17 protein-coding genes and 1 pseudogene are annotated in these 17,829 nt (G+C 46.4%); 10 read left to right on the plus strand and 8 right to left on the minus strand.

Going from position 1 to position 17,829, the window contains the following annotated elements; translation table 11 throughout:
- Positions 1 to 32: 32 nt before the first annotated feature.
- Positions 33 to 626 (minus strand): hypothetical protein, encoded by a 594-nt coding sequence (locus JCM15907_RS02225; RefSeq protein ID WP_025842549.1) that lies wholly within the window; start codon positions 624 to 626, stop codon positions 33 to 35.
- A gap of 8 nt (positions 627 to 634) precedes the next feature.
- Positions 635 to 1,294 (minus strand): CRISPR-associated endoribonuclease Cas6, encoded by a 660-nt coding sequence (gene cas6 / locus JCM15907_RS02230; RefSeq protein WP_025842550.1) that lies wholly within the window; start codon positions 1,292 to 1,294, stop codon positions 635 to 637.
- Between the two features lie 476 nt (positions 1,295 to 1,770).
- On the opposite strand from cas6, the gene JCM15907_RS02240 reads away from it, so the two are divergent.
- From JCM15907_RS02240 to JCM15907_RS13560, 3 genes are all read left to right on the plus strand, one after another.
- The gene (locus JCM15907_RS02240) at positions 1,771 to 1,959 is read left to right on the plus strand and encodes an AAA family ATPase (protein WP_025842551.1); all 189 of its coding nucleotides are present in this window, start codon (positions 1,771 to 1,773) and stop codon (positions 1,957 to 1,959) included.
- A gap of 113 nt (positions 1,960 to 2,072) precedes the next feature.
- Positions 2,073 to 3,887 carry an outer membrane beta-barrel protein gene (locus JCM15907_RS13555; RefSeq protein WP_277906813.1) on the plus strand — a complete coding sequence of 605 codons (1,815 nt, stop codon included), beginning with the start codon at positions 2,073 to 2,075 and terminating at the stop codon, positions 3,885 to 3,887.
- Complete coding sequence (locus JCM15907_RS13560) at positions 3,857 to 4,375, plus strand: outer membrane beta-barrel protein (protein WP_277906815.1); 519 nt, start codon at positions 3,857 to 3,859, stop codon at positions 4,373 to 4,375. The genes JCM15907_RS13555 and JCM15907_RS13560 overlap by 31 nt, the downstream gene beginning before the upstream one ends.
- A gap of 190 nt (positions 4,376 to 4,565) precedes the next feature.
- Here JCM15907_RS13560 and JCM15907_RS13770 read toward each other — a convergent pair whose 3' ends face one another.
- From JCM15907_RS13770 to JCM15907_RS10240, 3 genes and pseudogenes are all read right to left on the minus strand, one after another.
- Complete coding sequence (locus JCM15907_RS13770; protein WP_306305455.1) at positions 4,566 to 4,889, minus strand: SDR family NAD(P)-dependent oxidoreductase; 324 nt, start codon at positions 4,887 to 4,889, stop codon at positions 4,566 to 4,568.
- Positions 4,883 to 5,380, minus strand: coding sequence for an SDR family NAD(P)-dependent oxidoreductase (locus JCM15907_RS13775; protein ID WP_306305456.1), 498 nt, complete (start codon positions 5,378 to 5,380; stop codon positions 4,883 to 4,885). Before JCM15907_RS13775 ends, JCM15907_RS13770 begins: the two co-directional genes overlap by 7 nt.
- 404 nt (positions 5,381 to 5,784) lie before the next feature.
- Positions 5,785 to 7,088: pseudogene (locus JCM15907_RS10240) on the minus strand (acetyl-CoA hydrolase/transferase family protein).
- Between the two features lie 374 nt (positions 7,089 to 7,462).
- On the opposite strand from JCM15907_RS10240, the gene JCM15907_RS02260 reads away from it, so the two are divergent.
- Positions 7,463 to 8,224 carry a DNA alkylation repair protein gene (locus JCM15907_RS02260; RefSeq protein WP_025842552.1) on the plus strand — a complete coding sequence of 254 codons (762 nt, stop codon included), beginning with the start codon at positions 7,463 to 7,465 and terminating at the stop codon, positions 8,222 to 8,224.
- Positions 8,225 to 8,466: 242 nt separating this feature from the next.
- Here JCM15907_RS02260 and JCM15907_RS12945 read toward each other — a convergent pair whose 3' ends face one another.
- Positions 8,467 to 8,640: a hypothetical protein gene (locus tag JCM15907_RS12945; protein WP_159099894.1), complete on the minus strand. Its 174-nt coding sequence runs from the start codon at positions 8,638 to 8,640 to the stop codon at positions 8,467 to 8,469.
- Positions 8,612 to 9,382: a hypothetical protein gene (locus JCM15907_RS02265; RefSeq protein ID WP_025842553.1), complete on the minus strand. Its 771-nt coding sequence runs from the start codon at positions 9,380 to 9,382 to the stop codon at positions 8,612 to 8,614. The genes JCM15907_RS12945 and JCM15907_RS02265 overlap by 29 nt, the downstream gene beginning before the upstream one ends.
- A 181-nt stretch (positions 9,383 to 9,563) precedes the next feature.
- On the opposite strand from JCM15907_RS02265, the gene JCM15907_RS10245 reads away from it, so the two are divergent.
- The 4 genes from JCM15907_RS10245 (at position 9,564) to JCM15907_RS12785 (ending at position 15,055) form a co-directional block, all read left to right on the plus strand.
- On the plus strand, positions 9,564 to 10,778 hold the full coding sequence (locus tag JCM15907_RS10245; RefSeq protein ID WP_051522331.1) for a glycosyltransferase: 1,215 nt from the start codon (positions 9,564 to 9,566) through the stop codon (positions 10,776 to 10,778).
- 310 nt (positions 10,779 to 11,088) lie between these two features.
- Positions 11,089 to 12,846 (plus strand): leucine-rich repeat domain-containing protein, encoded by a 1,758-nt coding sequence (locus tag JCM15907_RS02275; RefSeq protein WP_148297433.1) that lies wholly within the window; start codon positions 11,089 to 11,091, stop codon positions 12,844 to 12,846.
- 81 nt (positions 12,847 to 12,927) lie between these two features.
- Positions 12,928 to 14,802, plus strand: a complete 1,875-nt coding sequence (locus JCM15907_RS02280) for a leucine-rich repeat domain-containing protein (protein ID WP_025842555.1) — start codon at positions 12,928 to 12,930, stop codon at positions 14,800 to 14,802.
- Positions 14,803 to 14,854: 52 nt separating this feature from the next.
- Positions 14,855 to 15,055, plus strand: a complete 201-nt coding sequence (locus tag JCM15907_RS12785; RefSeq protein ID WP_148297434.1) for a hypothetical protein — start codon at positions 14,855 to 14,857, stop codon at positions 15,053 to 15,055.
- A gap of 154 nt (positions 15,056 to 15,209) precedes the next feature.
- On the opposite strand, the gene JCM15907_RS12790 is transcribed toward JCM15907_RS12785, so the two are convergent.
- Positions 15,210 to 15,416: a hypothetical protein gene (locus tag JCM15907_RS12790; RefSeq protein WP_148297435.1), complete on the minus strand. Its 207-nt coding sequence runs from the start codon at positions 15,414 to 15,416 to the stop codon at positions 15,210 to 15,212.
- Positions 15,417 to 15,479: 63 nt separating this feature from the next.
- On the opposite strand from JCM15907_RS12790, the gene JCM15907_RS02285 reads away from it, so the two are divergent.
- Entirely contained in the window at positions 15,480 to 16,103 is a 624-nt protein-coding gene (locus JCM15907_RS02285) for a hypothetical protein (RefSeq protein WP_025842556.1), read from the plus strand.
- Positions 16,104 to 16,500: 397 nt separating this feature from the next.
- A complete protein-coding gene (locus JCM15907_RS02290; RefSeq protein WP_148297436.1) occupies positions 16,501 to 17,799 on the plus strand; it encodes a leucine-rich repeat domain-containing protein in 1,299 nt (432 codons plus the stop codon).
- Positions 17,800 to 17,829 lie beyond the last annotated feature (30 nt).

A 17,829-nucleotide genomic window follows, 5' to 3' on the forward strand; every position in this document is an offset into this window, starting at 1 on the left:
TTTTAGTGGATTATTGTTTGTTTTAGTGGAGCTTATTGATAACTCTTGACGGGAGTACCCACTATGTTAAGCCAACCATACATCTGTTGCCCCGTCTTGCGGTCAATGCCCACAGGAAAAGAGTGCTCATTGGTCTCAAATCGAAGCTCGAAGCCTGGCATCAGCTCCTCGTTGTCAAATGCACTTTCTGGTAGAGAGAAATTCTCTTGAGGCAATAGGATATCTTCGTTGCGCGCCAAACAGATATGCTGTGTAAAAGCCTCGTCGGCATCTTCCTGCTTTAAGAAAGCTAAGTGGAGTACGGGGTTTACCATCACGCCCCGCACAATGATCGAGGTGTCTCTCTGAAATAGATACTCTTTACCCTTTTTCGTTTGATTCCATCCCCTTGTTTGCGTTACCTCTTGCTGTTGGGAGATTTGATCGTAGGAGAGTCGGTGGCGAACAATCTTTTGAATACCACTGGGTGCAGATAGAAGTTCGGGGAAGAGCTTCCGTTCAATACCCTCCACGATGCTGGGGGTGAGAAATTGCTGGGAGAAGGTTTCGCTATCTCTCACGCTGGTCCATGGTTTGATAAAGCCGAAAGGACCTGCATATTTTACTATATAAAGTGTTCTCTCCATAATCTACTCTACTTTAATGCTCCGAACCCTACACCTGTGCTATTGCCAATCCCCACGTGCCACGCAAAGGCTATTATCTCGGGCGTTCCCTCCACAATAACGGGGCATAAATTGGCTTTGCTTTTGACCCCTTTGTAGGCGACTACTTTGGTCTTGGGGTGTGGATAAGTAGGGTCAAAGTACACCTTTATCCCCTCGGTATCTAAGCCCGCTATGCTTGCTTTGCTTTTGAGAGTCTCTGTCATAAAGCGGTTCGCCTCTTCGTCCCGGTAGGTGTAGTGGGTTATCTTGTTTTCGTCGTGTCTTTTTATGAGGATAGGACTGCCGGGGAAGAAACGTTCTTGGTTTGAAAACTCAGGGGCAGAAAGTAGGCGAACATCTACTACTCTTGACCCAGCAAACATCTCAGGTTGCTCCAAAATGTTTTTGACCACTCTGCGCACCTGTTCACTATCGTAGAAACTGAGTGTAAAATAGGTGCTATCCAATAGTCGGATGCCCTCAGACGTAACCTCAACGTTTTGCAACCAAGAAAAGGAGTAGAGGCTTATCTTGCCATGCTCTTCATTCTCCCTGCCCAGCCATTTATGCACGCAACCCGTTAGGAGGGATTGGTAATTGAAATCAATCGGCTTGTGAGAAGCCGATACCTTTATATGTAATCTCATATTGTATAGAGTTATTTTTGTGGTACAACAACGAACTAACGACTCTATGGACTACTCTCGTAATCGCTCTTGCCAGAAGCTGTTGGCTCGTCAAAGTCTCCAAATTTTGTAACTTTTTTGGGATATATCCCCACTGAGGATAGTATAAAAGGCGGAGCGGTTACTCCCTTTTTGGAGAGTTATGTATAGCCTTATCGGTATTCTTCTATCCTTTTTAATCGAAAAGTGAAAATTTGTGAGGCAAATATATGAAAATACTCATAGTCTATCAAGGGCAAGAGTGCTTTTTTGTATCTCCCTCCACCTCTTTGTATGCTACTGTTTTGGTCAATCTAAAGCCTTTACATATCTTTACCGTGAAAAATTAACGGATTTGTTATGCTCCTAAAGCTTGTAGTACATAACATATTGTTAAGTATACTTCCGAACATAGAGAGGTTAAAGGGCAGCTCATTTTTACCACCTATGAGTCCTACTTGCTCGATCAAGAGATATTTAGACCCGACGAAATATGGTTTGCCGAGAAAGATGTAGACCAATCTACGCGTCTCCATCCTCTAAGCGATTTTAATATCCATAGGACTGCCAATATAGAGAATGGCTACTTACATGGACGCTATGGAGGTATCCCCTTTTTGTCAAATCTTGAAGACCTTCGTTGGTAAGAGCTATATGCTAATGATTGAAAAATAAATACAACAGAGGACAGTTTAATCTTTGTCAATGCCTCTTGCTCCCCCAGACATGAGGTGTAAAATATTAGAGAAGTATTATGGCTATGTCTCGCAATAAAGTCCTTATCACAGTCGTGATATTACTGGGTATGGTGCATTGGTGTTACGCTCAGTCTGCTTTCTCACTTTTGGGAAAGGTGATAGATGACAAGGGAGATGCCCTAGTAGGAGCCTATGTCGAATTACTTGTGTCGGAAAATGTAGCGCCTATTGAGGCTGTTACTACCAATCATCTTGGGGAGTTTTATGCCTCTGCCGAAAAAGAGATACGTATTATCAGGGTGCAGTATATCGGATTTGAGAGGAAGGTCTTACAAGCTCCTTTTTCTTCTCCACTACTTATAAAGATGAAGGAGATCCCCTCAGAATTAGAAGAGGTCACGGTGACGGGGCGAAGCCCAAGCAGAATCACAAACGATGGTATCAAGTTCTCGCCTACAAGGCTACAAAAAGCATTACCCAACATCACACATTACCTTGCGCAATTACCATTTATCGAGAAGTCTGGAAGTGGGTTTGCTGTGGTGGGCAGAGGTGTAGCAGTAGTCTATATCGATAACCGAAAGCTCGAAGACCTACAAGAACTAAAGGAGCTCAAAATGGAAGACGTGCTCTCGGTCGATGTATTGCCCAATCCGGGGGCTTTCTATGATGCAGATGTCAGGGCTGTTATTAAGATCCGAACACAAAGGAAGAAAGCCGGAATGGGTGCAGAGTTCGCAAGTAGTGTGATTCATAGCGAATGCACAGAGTACTGGAATAGGGGTAAGTTCTCGTACAACACGCCTACGCTCAGCTGGCAGTCTTCGCTCGCATATGACCACGACCCTACATGTGCCCAGCTTGATATAGTACAGTTGATGACGAAGAACCAATCTTCGTCCGTGAAGTACAATAGTACGGAGGAGCAACTTTATAGAAATCTGCTCCTTCGCAATAGCTTAGTCTATTCCCCAAACAAGAGCAACAGTTTGGGAGCTTCACTCACATACAGTTATACGCACTGGAATACAGATGTCGTCAATGGATTGCACTATACAGATGCAGTGAGCAACGTAGAGTTTGAGCAAAAATCCAACTCTAAGAGTCCAAGTCATAAGTGGACAGGAAACCTGTTTTACAACTACTCTGACAAACGTTGGGATCTACTCTTCAATACTGATCTCTATCGAGGAAGCTATTCCAACGTTATGGCTTCTATAAGTTCGGATCATACGGTAGAGCCAAATGTCAATACACATTCGGAGAGTAGCAACTTCCTCATCTATTCCCAAGCCGTGGCGAGCTATAAAGTCTCGGATTGCATAAATGTCCAATTCGGAGCAGACTATGCTCATACGTCCGTTTCACAAATGTATCAAGTCGGTGGTAGTCATGCTACACTAAGCCCATTTGATATAAGGACTTATCAGCATCGCTATGCCAGTTATGCCATTGTACAATATGACCTTCAACCCTTGTCTTTTGTGGTGGGGCTTCGACATGAGGCATTGTCCATCAAGCGAAAGGACGAAGCAAAGCAGAGTGTTCGCAAGCTCTTTTCACGTTCTCGACTATACCCCTCTGCTTCCATATCAATGAGCCAAAAGGCTTTTCAGTCGCAGTTGTCCTATTCAATGAAGACGGAGTACCCAACATACAATCAGCTGCGTGCAGGTCTTAATTACAGTTCACCCTACCTATACGAAGGAGGTAATCCCGACTTGCGTCCAGAGACACGACACGAGTTATCACTCTTGAGTAGGTATATGAAGAGTTCTCTGATGATCAATTATACAGCGGTCGTAGACAGATCATACAGGTGCCCACGCTTTATGCCGACAATATCATGCTTTATAGACCTGACAACCACGGTGTAAACAAGTACCTCTCGTTGTCTATCGGTCAGCGGATTAAATGGGGTGACTTTTGGGAATGTGCGTTGCGAATGGACTACCAAACACAATGGATGCGTGTTACAGGATTCACAAGAGAGAGGGGCGATGGATATATGCTGAAAGCCGACAACACCATTAGTCTCAGCAATCATGTCCAATGTTTTGTCAATGGTGCTTATCGTAGTGCAAGTGAAAATGGTTTGTTCAGAATACCCCGAGCGTGGAATCTCGATGTCGCTCTCAACTTCTCTTTGCTCTCAGACCGTCTAAATATCTACCTCGAATGTGCAGATGTTTTCTCCACGCTACACGGCAAGCGGACATATGATGGCGAGCATATCACCATGGATTATAGCCGAAACTATCAGACACGTACATTCACGATATATGTCTCCTACAAGTTGTCAAACCTCATCAGTAGCAAGAAGTACAAGGGGAACACTACCAACGATGAAATAAAACGCCTTTAGTATAGTTTATCTTAGATTTGTCATTAGAGAATCTCAATGGGTTGTTATTTCCTTAGCTCTACCCCACAGCAAAAGGAATGCAGGTCTGTGCTTCGACCCAAATTCGTTACTAGGTTTTGTTTTTCTAATTGTTGGTGTCAGATAAAGTTAGACAAGCTGAAAAACAAACAGTAGCCCTCGTTACCCTTACTTAGGAGAGCAGGCGGTGGCGATAGAGCCATCGCAGAAGCGGAGCGAAGGGGCGCGTCAAAGGGGCTGTTATGCGTGCCCACCAAGGGATATAAAAGGCACGTCTGCCCGTAGCCAAACGCATCAGTAGACGCGCGGCTTCGTCTGCCGTGTAACTCGGCAAATGTCGGTAGACTTTGTTCGCCTGCGACATGGGTGTTGCCACCAACGGCATATAGGCTATACGCACCTTGACGCCTCGTGCAGGGAGTTCCATTTGAGCCGTCCTACACCACAGGTCGGTAGCTCCTTTCGAGGCGTGATAAGCTGACCAGTTGGCTACCATAGGTAGAGCAGACTCACCGAAGAGGTATAGACGATGCACCCTCGAGCACGCTCCAACGCTGGGATAAGTGCCAGCGCAAGGTGTACGGTGGCTCGATAGTTTAGGTCGATGGTGCGGTCGAAGTCGTGCGCACGGTCAAGGCTTTTTGCAAGAGGTCGGCAGATAGATTTGCCTGCGTTGGCAAAGAAGTAATCGACGCTCGGGAGCAAGCGAGGTAGTTCTTCGCAGAGGGTTTCCAAAGATGCCTTTTCTCGGAGGTCTAAGGCTCGGTAGAGGGCGCGACACCCCATTTGCTCTGCCTCACGACAGAGTGTTTGTAGCTCCTCTTCTCGGCGAGCAATGAGGAGCAAGTGAGCACCATAGCGCATCAACTGTCGGGCGAGAGCCGCTCCGATGCCCGAGGAAGCCCCCGTAATGACCGCCCAACGCCCTGCGAAGCGAGCTTGTAGTCGCCGTTCCGAACAGTGGGGAGTGGGGTAGAGCAGGTGCATAGTTGGTACCGAGCAATGGAAAAATCCTCCGAAAGGTACAACAACTCCCCCAAACCGCCATCCATGCCTCTATCGTTCTTACTAATCTGTTAAATAGAAAAAGAGCATAGCCATTGCTGTGCCCTTTTTTTAGTTGTGAAAGGGGAGTATTTGTTGGTTATGAGGTCGTTGTTTGCTTGTCCGAAGAGAGGTGTAGTACAAAAAATCGAGAGGTATATAGCTTACTTGTGAAACCCTTTGAGCAAACTCTCAAAACCCTCTGTGCTAACTAACAAAAGGATTATTCCTTGAAATTCGTACAAGGGTCTCGATAGTTACCGAGAAAGGTATAGAAAAAGTCGCCCCGAGCGATGAGTTGGTAGCTCCATCCACAGGACGACTTTTTTATATTCTAATAGGAGGGTTTATTTGAAGTAGCCGATCATTTTGCGAGCGGCTTCCTCCAGTTCGGCACGGAAGTCGGGGTGCGCTATCGAAATGAGCGCTTTGGCACGTTCGGACATGGTGCGCCCTCGCATGCGTGCAATACCGAATTCGGTGATGATATAGTCCACCTCGTTGCGCCCTGTGGTTACGATAGAACCGGGTTTGAGCGTAGGCACGATGCGAGAGACCGTTCCCTCCTTTGCCGTGGCAGGCATGGCAATGATAGAAACGCCTCCCTTGGAGCGTTTTGCCCCACGAACGAAGTCGACCTGACCGCCCGAACCACTAAAGAGAGAGTAGCCGATGCTCTCTGCCGTAACCTGACCGTAGAGGTCAATCTCTATGCAGGAGTTGATGGAAACCACGTTGTCGTGCTGACCAATGATGAAGGGGTCGTTCGTATAGTCTACGGGATACATCTCCACATCGGGGTTGTGGTCCAAAAACTTGTAAAGCTCTTGCGAACCGAACGTAAAAGCCGATACGACTTTGCCCTTGTGGAGAGTCTTCGCCTTGCCGTTGATAACGCCTGACTTCATGAGTCGCATTACCCCATCGGTAAACATTTCGGTATGGATGCCCAGGTCCTTACGGTCTTCCAAGTTATTGAGTACTGCGTCGGGAATGGCTCCGATGCCCAACTGCAAGGTAGCTCCGTCGCCAATAAGCGAGGCGCAGTATTTGCCGATGGTAGCCTCGACCTCTCCAATAGGAGCTTGAGGCACGGTAACGAGCGGAGCATCGATTTCGATGATATAGTCCAATCGGCTCACGGGTACACGAGTATCTCCGTAGAGGTAGGGCATCTGTTTATTGATGATGCCGACTACTTTCTGCGCATGGTCTATGGCAGCACGGGTATAGTCGCACGAAACGCCCATCGAACAGATACCTCGGCATCGGGGGTAGAGAGCTGAACTACAGCCACATCTACAGGGTAGAAGCCATCCTTGATAAGTCCGGGTACTTCGTGAAAGTGGCAGGGAAGAAAGTCCACCAATCCCTCTTTGTAGGCATTACGTCCCTGACGCTCCATAAAATTGATGATGGGGCGTACCTTTCCCTCCATTTCGGGAGTGAGGTAAAGTCCTTTGCCAAAGTAAAGTACGTGGAAAAGGTTTACGAAGGGGAGGGTGTCTCGCTGGGCATACATCTCCTCGATGAAGCAGTCTATATGGGCAGCACCACTACCTACTACAACGTTTGCGCCTTGAAATAGGGAGCTTTTTACTGCCTCGGCGGCGGTTACCAAATGTTCTTTGTAATACGATTGCCAATTCATTGATTCTCTTCTTTGATAAATTACGTGCGCAAAGATAGAAGAATTTACGCTCTTGAGTTCGTACCCTTTTGATGTGGAGTGGGTAGAGATAAAGGAAAGTTCCAGCAGATTATCTTCCCCAAAAAGAGAAAACGCCCCTCTGCCGGAACTTACACATCAAACTTGCATGACTACAAATATCGGGTTTTATTTTTAATCTGAGCTGTTTTTCGATGAAAATCTATCATTTAAGAAGTTGTTCCCAACTGTCATGCGCACCATGTCATTGTTTGATTTTATTGTATAGGCTTCGAGAAGAATTCTCTGTGGATTTGTGTAGTTTTGTACTTGCAATACTTAAAAATTATCAATCAAACCAAGCATTCATCAGTTGTATGGCGCAAAAACTGAAAGAGCATTATGATATAGCCTATTGCCTATCGCTCGGGCAGAAAATAGGATCTGTCTATCCCTCGTTCGACCTTGAAAGATTCATTCATTCGATATCGCCCTCCTTAGAGAGCTTGGAGTTTAACGATAGGCAAACTTTGATTGCTACCACTCTTAAAGAGGTGTTGCCCGAAAGCTATGAACAGACGCTTGAGATTTTTTCGCAAATTCTTGGTCCCGAGTTAGAAGGTAGCTTGGGTATGTTTACCGAGGGGTGGTGGCTCTGGCCAGTGGGCAAATTTGTCGAGCTGTATGGAGGTGAGCAGTTCGAGCAGACTACCGCTTTCAGCAAAGAGCTTACCAAACGCTTTACGGGCGAGTTCTGTATGCGACCCATTTTGGCTCGTTACCCTGAGCAGACGATACGCTTGATGATAGAGTGGAGCAAAGATGCAAACCAGCGAGTGCGACGATTGGCAAGCGAGTGCCTGCGTATACACCTCCCATGGTCGAAGAAGATAGAGGTCGTTCTGGACTACTTTGACCTTTATACAGAGGTTCTCTCCAACTTAAAGGACGATACCGATAAGAGTATTCAGAAAAGCGTTGCTAACAATCTCAATGACCTCTTCAAGGTAGACCCCGAGCGGTTTGAACAAATCATCGGAGCGTGGGAACGCTCGGACATGACCAAGGAGTGTGCGTGGATTATTAAACATGCCTCTCGCACCAAAAACAAGAAGATGGCATCCTCTTCGCCTCAATAGAGCCCCTCGTAAAGCATTAGATGTCCCCGTAAAGCATTAGATGTCCCCGTAGAGCCGAGAGCAAAGGTTCGGAATAGATTGGTTACTACAACAAAGGAAATCTTATTCTTTCATTGTTCAGATTCCAGTCCAATGAATTTTGGTAGAGATACCATTTAAGGATATATTTGCTTCAGAAAAGTGCGTATATACGCAGAAAAAGGAAATGGATATTGATTTATCAGCAATGAATCTTTCATTAATTAGATACAGATTGTATAGGTGGTGAGCCTAATCTTCGGTGTCAATAGGAAATAGAATACCCGATACTCGCTTTTGAGTATCGGGTATTTTATCGGGGAATTCGTCCCGAACCACCGTCCGTTGGAGAGAGGGTAACCTATTGTATCATCGGAGGGCAACTTGTTTGTTGCCATCTTGTGGTAGCGTGCGTACGGCTACAATGCGCTTTAGGGTACAACGCTCGGTGTCGGAGGCAAGGCGGTTGATAAGCTCCATCGTGATGGTAAGGGTTACGAACTCATCCTCTTTCAACTCGAGCTTTCGGGTGAGTTCAAACCCAAAGTGAGGAGGGTAGAGATGTAGTTGTCGCCACGCTTCGGTGTCATCGCCCCGTATAATGCGGCGTCCGCTATCACCCTCTCCCGGTTTTTCGCTATAGGTATAGCCGTTGGCGATATACTCTTCGTACGACCGCGCATGGAAAAGGCAGAGTGGGGCAAGGTTGCTCCCCACGGGATAGTCATCGCCAAAGGAGCGGTCAGCGGTAATGGTTACTCGCTCTACGGTAGCCATACTCAGCTCAGGACGGTTGTCTACCAAGGGATGGGGAAAGGAGGGCTTCTTTTTGTTATAGAAGTTGTCGCCGAAGCAATTGATGTAACGGGAGTAATCGTCTCGCACCTCTTTGAGAGGTGTGCGTAGGTAGAAGGAGATGCCTTTGTTGTTCGGCGATTTAGAGTTCCACACAAAGGTGGTGTCGTTGCGTTGCTCCTCGCTCGGGTAGGGCAACTTGTTGGAGGTGTCTATGTAACTCTCGGCTACGAGGGTGCCATAGAGGTAACCTGTTTTGCCGAGGCTCTTCCAGGGGTTGCGGGTAACGATGGGCATAGGAAAGAGGTCGCACGCTACGAATCCCACGGCAGCGAGGGCGGTCAATGTTACGGCAAGGAGTGCTTAGTAAGATACTTTTTCATTGTGTTGATGTTGTTGTGGTTTGTTTTCAGGGTACAATTTTAGTAAAAACATTTGGTTGAGGCAATTGATATATAAAAGAATGTGAATAGAAAGACTAAGGGAGCGTTGCGTATCCCCCTCTCTTATTACTACCTTTGCAGGTATGAAAGTAGCCCTTTTGAATACTTCCGACCATGGAGGAGGCGCAGCCATAGCCGCTATGCGACTGATGGAGGCACTCCAAACAACCGATGTAGAGGCGCAACTCTTGGTACGTTCTAAGCAGTCGGCGCACCCTTCGGTGGTGTCGCTCAATGAGGGAGCGTGGGCTAACTTTCGCTACAAGATGGCTTTCGTGGCAGAGCGGGCGGCGCTTTTCCTTGCCAACGGTTTCGATCGCAAGCATCTTTTTCACGCTTCGCTCGGTAATACGGGTGTCTCTTTGGCGCATCATCCGCTCATTCAGCAGGCAGATATTATTCATTTACATTGGATTAACCACGGATTTCTCTCCGTCGGTCAGCTCAAAGCCTTGGCACGCCTCGGTAAACCTATTGTGTGGACTATGCACGATATGTGGCCCTTCTCGGCGGCGTTGCACTACACGGGCGAACAGGTCGATGGGCGGGGCATCGAATTATGTGCCGAGCGAGGACTCTTTTTGCCCTATCTGCTCCTGCGTTGGCAGATGAGGCGCAAGGCACAACTCTTTGCTTCAGGGCGTTTTACTATGGTCGGGTGTAGTGAATGGATAGCCGAGGCGTGCCGTCGCAGTCCGCTGGCTCGACACTTTGCGGTAACCTCTATCCCCAATCCGATAGATACGGAGCGATTTTCCCCTGCGGACAAAGCTACGGCACGATGCCTTTGGGGCTTCGATGAGCAGGAGCAAATCATTCTTTTCGGTGCGGTCAAAGCGTCCGACCCTCGTAAGGGAGCACACGAATTGGTCGAGGGGTTGCGTCTCTTTGCCGAGCGGTATGGGGCGGAGCATCCCAAGGTGCGTGTGGTTATCTTTGGGCATCAGAGCGATTACTTCGAGCAACAAATCGCCCTCCCCATTACCCAAGTGGGCTTTGTGCAGGAAGAGAAGCGCATGATTGACCTCTATCGCTCTGCCGACCTTTATGTAACCCCTTCGTTGGAGGATAATCTCCCCAACACCATCATGGAGGCGATGAGCGTAGGAGTGCCTGTGGTGGGCTTCGCAACGGGCGGTATTCCTGAAATGATAGAACATAAAACTACGGGTTATGTGGCGGACTATCGCTCGCCTCACTCCTTGGCGGAGGGACTGCATTATGTGTTGGGAGCTGACCACGACCTACTTGCCAAGCTGCCCGAGATAAAGCCCTTGCCTGCTATGACCAGCGGGTAGTGGCGCAACGCTTCCGCACACTCTACGAGCAACTCCTTGCCTAACCATCGCCTCCTCTCGCTTCTCCACCGCATCTCTATTCTTCTTATTCTTTTATCTAATCCAATACCAAGAGAACATAAGAGACTTGTTCTCTAATTCGATACATTTATTTACAAATATGTATAGACGTATTGAAATGTTTGCTATATTTGTTAATGAGTTGTGAAAAGACTATTTTTACATTCGGTCAATAGTAAACAAAATAAAATACCTGAAAATGAAAAAGTGTATCGTAGTATCGTTAGTACTCTGGCTCACGAGTATTTTTATGTTTCCTTCATTTTGTAGGGCGCAAGAAGCAAGCCCTTACAGTATCAGTATGGATTTCTCTGCCAAGGTAGGAGCTCCCTATATGTTCCTTATGCTGGGACAGGAAGAGGGCAAGGTAGCTTTTGAGTGGGCAGATGGCACGCAAGAGGAGTTTCCAATAAAGAAAGAAGCCACCCCCTTTAGAGGAGAAATCAAAACGAAGCATTTGACCATTAAGGGTAATATCCTTGTCTTGGAGTGCTCGGGCAATGGATTAACTTCTTTGGATATAAGCAATATGCCCATCTTGACAGATTTGACTTCTCGTGGCAACTTTATCCCGACGATTGACTTTTCTAAAAGTAAGTCGTTGAAAAAAGTAGTAATACAAGACTCTCCTTTGCAGAAGCTCGACCTCTCGGCTTGTACGCTTATTGATAGCGTTGTCGTTGCCAATAATCGCATAGCAGAGATTGCCTTCCCTGCCAATTCTCCCTTAAAAACATTGGTTTGTATGACCAATCCGGGGCTGAAAAAGTTAGACCTATCGGGGTGCCCCAAACTAAAATATCTAAACGCATTACAGACACTTGTAACAGAGTACGATCTGACCTCCAATAAGGAATTGACCTATTTTTCTGCAGGTTTGGGAAGACCCATTACCAAGTTGCTCTTGCCTCCCAAGAACAATATAGATACTCTGTTGTTACCATTGGCGGGATTGCAAAAGTTAGACCTTAGCGAAACTAAAAAACTGAAGGTATTAACTACGGATAATAACTTTCTGCTCTCGAAGTTAGATTTGTCGTCGCAAAAAGATTTGCGTGTCCTTTCGTGCGAGGCAAACTCGATAACGGAGCTAAATCTGAGCAATAGCCCTCAGCTAACCTCACTTACCTGCAACAATAATCAGATAAAAAATCTTGATGTAAGTAATCATATTTATTTGGAGGAGCTACTATGCCACTCCAATCAATTAGAGCAACTCAATATCACAGGCTGTAATGCCCTCGTTACGCTGGACTGTTCTGAAAATCCCGAGTTGAAGAGTATCGCCCTTCCCTCATCCTTAAAGTCGATTAATTGTAGCAATTGTGGGTTGAGTCAGATAGACTTGTCTCAACTGCCTTCTTTGGACGACCTACATTGCGACCAAAACAGTTTATCTGCCTTAGATGTATCTAAAAACCCTCTCCTTGTTACACTAAGTTGTAGTGAGAATGCTATACCCCAATTAGATTTGAAAGAGATGCAACACTTGCAAGACCTTTCTGTCAATGGCAATCCTATTAAGGAGGGGCTTACATTGCTGTCTGCCACCAATTTGCGCTTTGTGTCTGTGAATAATACGCAATTAGATGCTTGTGCTTTGGACCAACTCTACCAATCGTTAAGGGTCAAAAGAGAGGGAGATGATGATAACGACTTGGGAGGTTTGATACTTATGAATCAAGTAGAGGCTGCCGCTACAAGCCATACAGAGCTTGCCGTAAAGAAAGGTTGGATGGTCTCTATCGTGGGAGATGGCTCTGGGTGTAAAACTTCGGTAGATGCCCTCCCCTCCTATCAAGGGATACGCATAGAGCATCACGCGGAAGGATGGCGTCTATTGCAAATACCCGAGCAGGTGCAAACCATTACTTTGGTCGATACGGCAGGGCAGTGTATAGCCCAGTATCAACCCACAGAGAGTAGTCTGTTTATTCCAGCACCCGGCAGAGGTATTTTCCTTATTATCATTGATGGTCGGAGAGGCTTTACTTGTTATGCTCAATAGGCGATAGTACGGATTTTTTTTGATGCTTGTGCAATGGTTGTTATAATCAAAGAGAAGTTCAACCTTATAAAAATATCAATTATGAAAAAAGTATTGTATCTGTTTGTTTTCTGCGCTCTTGTGCTGTGCCACTCTTTGCCTCTTAGAGCGCAACAGTCTTGTACCCTACACATCTCTACTCCCGGTACGCTTTGGGACAAACTGCCTGACAATATCTTTGAAGATATTACCGAACTGACCATTACGGGTACACTCAACAGTACAGATGCTCGTTACGTGCGTTCTGTTTGTGGGGGCAATGAAAAGGGCTTTTCGGACCCAAGTATCCTCAAGAAGATAGATTTGTCGGGGGTTACTTTTGTAAAAGGAGGTGAGTACTATGCTGAGTTTAGAGAGGAAGAGAATTCATTGCGGAAGTACTACATCGAACGCTCGGACGAAATCCCCGATAAACTTTTTTACAACTGCACCAGTATCGAGGAGATTATATTGCCCAACAATGTCAAAGCGATAGGCGTAGGAGCATTTTTTAACTGCTATGAACTCAAGAAGATAACGATACCCGATCAGGTTACCGAGATTCGAAGCACGGCTTTCGGGGTGTGTAGAACGTTGGAAACAATCAAGCTACCTTCTGCACTGACCTCTTTAGGAGCTTATATGTTTATCTACTGTAAGGCTCTCAAAGAGGTAACTATACCCGAAGGAGTTAAGCGCTTCAACACTTGTATGTTTCAAGAGTCGATGGTGGAGCGTGTGTATCTCCCCCAGACAATGGAGTTTATTGCGCCTGAGTGCTTTATGGGGGCTGGTGAGTTGCGAGAGATTGTGGTGCCCGAGGGTATTGAAGAGATAGGAAACTATGTTTTTTACGCATGTTGGAAGCTGGAGAAGGTACAACTCCCCAATAGTCTTAAGGAGATACAAAATTGTGCTTTCCAAGATTGTCCCAAATTGGAAAAAATCAATTTCCCCGAAGGTCTCACTAAGATAGGTTCGTTGGCTTTCTTTAATTGTAAATCGATCAAGGAGGTTTCCTTTCCCTCTACTCTCAAAGAGGTACAGATGGAAGCATTCAGAAACTGCGAAGCTCTTAGCGTTTGTAACTTGGGTACAGGGGTCGAACGTATCGGAGAGCTGGCTTTCCTCCACTGTATGGGTATCGAAAAGCTCGAAATACCTGCCAGTATGGAGTACTTAGAGAGTTCCGCTTTTGCCGAATGTATGGGACTAAAGGAGGTGAAGATACATGCCACAGATATGCAGTTTGTTTCTAATCCTTTTTGGGGCTGTTTGAATTTAGAGCGTTACGTGGTGGCGGAAGACAATCCTAAGTTCATGGAATACAAAGGAGGATTATATAGTAAAGATGGTCGTTTCCTCTACTCTTTTGCCAATATGAGTAGCCAAGTATGTGCCATGCACCCCAATACAGAAGAGACAGACAACTATGCAATTTGGTATTGTCGAAATTTGAAGGAGATACATATCCCCAAAAACTTCAACACGTTTGGAAAGAGAGCTTTCTGCGGAAGCGAAAATGTCAAGAAAATAACCATCGAAGTACCCACGCCGATTTTGTACGATATCGAGAGCGACCCCTTTGAAGGCATCGACCTGCCCAACTGCGAACTATGGGTGCCTAAAGGGTCTAAAGAGGCTTACCTTGCTTCTGATTTGTGGAATAAGTTTAAGATTTCAGAGTTCACGGCAATTAACGCTATCGACAAGGCAGAGTGCAGGGTACGAGTATTGCCCTCGATGATTAGCATTGACCATGTGGATAGTGCCTATCAGACCGCCACTCTCTGGGATATGGTGGGCAATAGGATAGCCGAAGCATCTGTCGAGAATGGCACTGTCTCTTTTGCCACTGTGGCACTCCCATCGGGTTGCTATATGCTCGTACTGAAGGGCTCTTCTGCCACAGAGGTGGTTAAAGTAGTACTCCCCTAAGCGAGCGTTGCGATAGTCAATTACCTAAAGGAAGATAGCACTGCTTTTGCAAGTGGTGCTATCTTTTTTTGTTGTTCTCTCTAAGGGGTGCGTCTCTCTTCGTGGGGGAGGGCCTCTGCGCCGTTGGGTACTATTGGGGGCAATGAACTACTTTCAATGCCCGAACTCTATCGTAGCCCTTTGCGCTCTCCATAGGGCAAAGGGTAAAAATCTATCAGCCGTTCCGATGGGGGGAGCATCCTTTCAAACTTGACTTACAGATACAAATGTGGAAAAAGTAGAGAAAAATAAAAAAACATAAATAGGTGAGCCTTTTTCTCACCTACCCTCCGCCCTCTTTGTTCCGATGCTAAGCCTCCTTTCCTTCGCCTCTGCGAGTCGTATCATCTTGACACAATATGAATAGTCTATCTTCTCTCCGTGCGATGCCCTCGTACCCTCGACCGCTTCCCCTCTGTGTCCATGGTACGCCCCATTGCCCCTCTATCCCGAAAAGTTATAATCTGTGGCGCGATGATGCTTTTTAGAGGGAGAGTCGTATATTTGCAACGTTTCCGTTTGTGCGGAGGTACTACGGGCGGGGCGAGCCGGTACAATGCTTGTCTATGTCCCATAACCCAACCTTTCAGTAGCGACTCATAGACAATAATTTAGAGACTATCCAAGACCATCCTATTATGATCTTTCTTAGCCCAATCTATTCGTTTGTACTCTCGACCTATAAGGGTTGTCGGGCAGTGCGCTATGCTTGGCGTATTTTCGGAGTCGTGGCTTTGCTCCTCTGCCTCGGTTGGACTGGGGTCAGTTGCCAGCGTTCTCCCTCGATGGGTGTACCTCGTCCGCTCGAACTTATATTACAGCACGATTCGTTAGCTCCCATTGCGTGGAGCGATTATCATTTCTCCTTGCACGATGTGGCAACGGGCTTATACGCTCCCATAAAGTCGCCTACACTCCAAGAGAATGGTGTGCTTCTTAGTTTTGGGAAGCCCTCCTTGTCCGAGCAACCCTCTGCCTATGAATCGGAGACCCAGCAGCTATGGGGCGAGGGGACATTCGTAGCGCAACTTACTATTTACGATGCCAAGCACGTGGAGCAGGGGCGGGTGCGTTTCCGAGTGCGCACGTTCCGCAAAGAGAATAAAGTCGAAGTAACCGACCTTTTGGGACATGATGGATTTGCTACTTTTCATCGCATTATGAAGTGTTATAGCGGTGTCTGTTCGATATTCTTTGTCCGCTTTGACGCACCACCTGCGTCCCCCTTGCTCGCCCCTCCCAGCTCCGCTCCTCTATTATAGGATTTTGTTCTCTGCCGAAGGGGGGTAGTGATTGTACAAAGCCTCTTTTGCAATGGTTGGGCACTCTGCGCTTCTTCCCTCAATCGAACCCCTTGGAAAGGGTTAATCCTTTCTGCTGTTTAGACCGACCCTTTGAGGCAAAAGGGTCGATGCTTTTGCCGAAAACCTATAAAGGCTTGGGATGCTGTTCCATTGCTCTGCGTGTTATCTCTGTATTTAGTGGGATTGTATCTGACAATGTTTCTTGGTTTTTTCTGGCTCTTTTCGGTTGCTTTATCGTTCGATAGCGTGTGGTGTGTTTTCTTGAAAAGTTGTTTCTTTTATGTGTTTTTTATACGTTTGTGGAACACTTGTTAATTCGAGGGCAGATGGATTAATGTACTTAATACATACTACTATGAAAAAAACTCTTTTGAAAGGTAAACACGTAGCATTTCTTTTGGGCAGTATCTCTCTTTTCGCCTTTATGGCTTGTTGTTCGCCCAAAAAGCAAGAACCCGAACCCATTGTCAAGCCTATCGTTGACCCTGCGTTTGTGCCCGGAGAGGAGGAGACAGAGAGCAATATCATAACCTTTGTTACCGAAAAGCCCATCGGCTCTACCCTTGCCCTTTCCTTCGAGTTGAATGAAGAAGGTAAGGATAATCCTGACCTATACTTTACTCGCATGCAGGGGCTGGGAGACTTCTCTGAGGTGGAAAAGAGAGGACGCCGATACTGGCTTTTCACGATTACAGAGCCTGTTATCAAGATAAAAGGTGCTATCGAAAGGCTTGATTTGTCTATCCCGACCGATGTGAATTTAGAAAAACTCGAGGAGAGCAACCGTATCAAATCTATCGTTGTGAGTCCTACCATCTACCTAAAAAGCCTTATTTACAATAATGATGACGAAGAGCCTACGTTGGGCTATGTTAATGTTTCTAAAGCTCCCAATCTGGCTTACCTACTCGTTCCCAATGGCAACCTGAACAAACTCGACGTAACGCAAAACAAAAAATTAGTATCGCTCTACTGTGGCAATAATGGATTGACCGAGTTAGACCTCTCTCAAAACGCTCTTTTGAAAGCGTTGGCCGTGTCGAATAATGTGTTAAAGCGTCTCGATGTGCATCACATGACAGCTTTGAGCATCTTGGAGTGCGCCAAGTGCGGATTGACCGAATTGAACCTAACCGATAACGAAAAGTTGTCTTTTATTGATGTGCGAGGCAATGCCTTGACTACGCTCGATGTGCGTAATAAGCCCTCTTTGGCAGCTGTTGAAGCCTCTGATAATAAGCTCAAAATGGTCTATTTCGGCAAACATAACTTTTTGACTAATCTGGACGTTTCAAACAACAATCTCTCGCTCTTAGACCTCTCGGGTCTCTCTGCTTTGACCTACTTGGAGTGCTATCGTAATGAATTGAGCAAGTTGAATTTGTCGCACTCCTCCAAACTTTGCTACGTAACTTGCTTTGAGAATAAGATACAGGGCAAGGCGATGAACGACATGATGCGCTCCCTCCCCACCAGCGAACAGGAGGCCAAAATAGCCGTCTTTAATCCCATGACTAAGAGCGAATGTAATGTTTGCCTCAAAAGTGATGTGGCAGAGGCTACGAGGCGTAATTGGACCTGCTATCAAGTGGCGAAACCGTTTGAGGCGAGCTTCTTTTTTGCCCGACATGGCGCCGTTTACGAAGGGAAGTAAAGGAGCATCGTAGCACCGTGAGGTGAAGAA

The sequence above is a fragment of the Porphyromonas gingivicanis JCM 15907 genome, from assembly GCF_000614585.1.
Classification (GTDB): domain Bacteria; phylum Bacteroidota; class Bacteroidia; order Bacteroidales; family Porphyromonadaceae; genus Porphyromonas; species Porphyromonas gingivicanis.

Coding starts and splice junctions, on each gene's coding strand:
- JCM15907_RS13770 (WP_306305455.1), bottom strand. CDS start 4,889: ATGGTAGCCAACTGGTCAGCTTATCACGCCTCGAAAGGAGCTACCGAC.
- JCM15907_RS02225 (WP_025842549.1), bottom strand. CDS start 626: ATGGAGAGAACACTTTATATAGTAAAATATGCAGGTCCTTTCGGCTTT.
- JCM15907_RS10245 (WP_051522331.1), top strand. CDS start 9,564: ATGAAAGTAGCCCTTTTGAATACTTCCGACCATGGAGGAGGCGCAGCC.
- JCM15907_RS12945 (WP_159099894.1), bottom strand. CDS start 8,640: ATGGCAACAAACAAGTTGCCCTCCGATGATACAATAGGTTACCCTCTC.
- JCM15907_RS02285 (WP_025842556.1), top strand. CDS start 15,480: ATGATCTTTCTTAGCCCAATCTATTCGTTTGTACTCTCGACCTATAAG.
- JCM15907_RS13775 (WP_306305456.1), bottom strand. CDS start 5,380: ATGCACCTGCTCTACCCCACTCCCCACTGTTCGGAACGGCGACTACAA.
- JCM15907_RS02280 (WP_025842555.1), top strand. CDS start 12,928: ATGAAAAAAGTATTGTATCTGTTTGTTTTCTGCGCTCTTGTGCTGTGC.
- JCM15907_RS02290 (WP_148297436.1), top strand. CDS start 16,501: ATGAAAAAAACTCTTTTGAAAGGTAAACACGTAGCATTTCTTTTGGGC.
- JCM15907_RS13560 (WP_277906815.1), top strand. CDS start 3,857: ATGCTTTATAGACCTGACAACCACGGTGTAAACAAGTACCTCTCGTTG.
- JCM15907_RS02260 (WP_025842552.1), top strand. CDS start 7,463: ATGGCGCAAAAACTGAAAGAGCATTATGATATAGCCTATTGCCTATCG.
- JCM15907_RS12790 (WP_148297435.1), bottom strand. CDS start 15,416: ATGGGACATAGACAAGCATTGTACCGGCTCGCCCCGCCCGTAGTACCT.
- JCM15907_RS13555 (WP_277906813.1), top strand. CDS start 2,073: ATGTCTCGCAATAAAGTCCTTATCACAGTCGTGATATTACTGGGTATG.
- cas6 (WP_025842550.1), bottom strand. CDS start 1,294: ATGAGATTACATATAAAGGTATCGGCTTCTCACAAGCCGATTGATTTC.
- JCM15907_RS02275 (WP_148297433.1), top strand. CDS start 11,089: ATGTTTCCTTCATTTTGTAGGGCGCAAGAAGCAAGCCCTTACAGTATC.